Genomic DNA, 840 nt, shown 5'->3' with positions numbered 1-840 from the left:
CCATTCGTGTTTTCATTCAATCCGCGCTCCCATGAGTGATAAGGGTGAGCAAAATAAACAGGAACACTTAAAGCCTCTGTGATTTGATCGTGATAAGCGAACTCTTTTCCATTGTCAGCCGTGATGCTATGAAGCGCTGACCTATATGGCCTTAATAGTTCTATCGTCGCCGCAGTGACGGCTTGTGCTGTTTTGCCTGCCACCTGAGTTGATACAGTGAATTGGGTGACCCGCTCTACAATGGTAACAAGGGCGCCTCGATGACCTTTACCTATGACGGTATCTATTTCCCAATCTCCGATACGACCTTTCTCATCAACTATTTGTGGACGTTCTTCAATGCTAACGCGATTTTTTATTTGCCCTCGGTTTGTTTTACCATGACTGCGCTTGTGATATTTCTTACCGTGTCGGCGCAGATGTAGGTATAACTCACCACCTGCTTTTTTATCTCCCCAGATATACAGATAAATGCATTCATGGCTGACAGACCGTTCACTTTTTTTACGCAACCATCCCGTTATTTGTTCAGGACTCCACTTCTCATTAAGCTTCTGGGTAATTAAAGCCATCATTTCAGGTGTCATCTTAAGCGGTTTTCTTACACTTCTTCGGCGAAACAAAGCCCGCTCATGAGCTTGTTTATGTCTGTAACCTCGCTTACCTGTATTTCTAGAAAGCTCTCTTGAAATCGTAGATTGCGATAAATCAGTTAGCTCAGCAATACTTTGTTGCGTAAAACCACTTTTCTTTAGAACGGCGATCTGGCATCTTTGCGCATAGGTCAGTTGTTTGTAATGTCTCATTGTAAAATCTCTTGCCGGAGAAAAAGCAGTTAGC

1 protein-coding gene is annotated in these 840 nt (G+C 43.3%); it reads right to left on the bottom strand.

What is annotated here, in order from left to right:
- Window positions 1-806, bottom strand: an 806-nt coding sequence (locus tag L654_RS0113175; RefSeq protein WP_024608185.1) for an IS30 family transposase, incomplete at its 3' end; no start/stop codon positions are given.
- Window positions 807-840 lie beyond the last annotated feature (34 nt).

Source organism: Pseudoalteromonas sp. TAB23, from assembly GCF_000498075.1.
Taxonomy (GTDB): Bacteria; Pseudomonadota; Gammaproteobacteria; order Enterobacterales; family Alteromonadaceae; genus Pseudoalteromonas; species Pseudoalteromonas arctica.
This window is presented reverse-complemented; position numbering and strand designations above follow the sequence as displayed.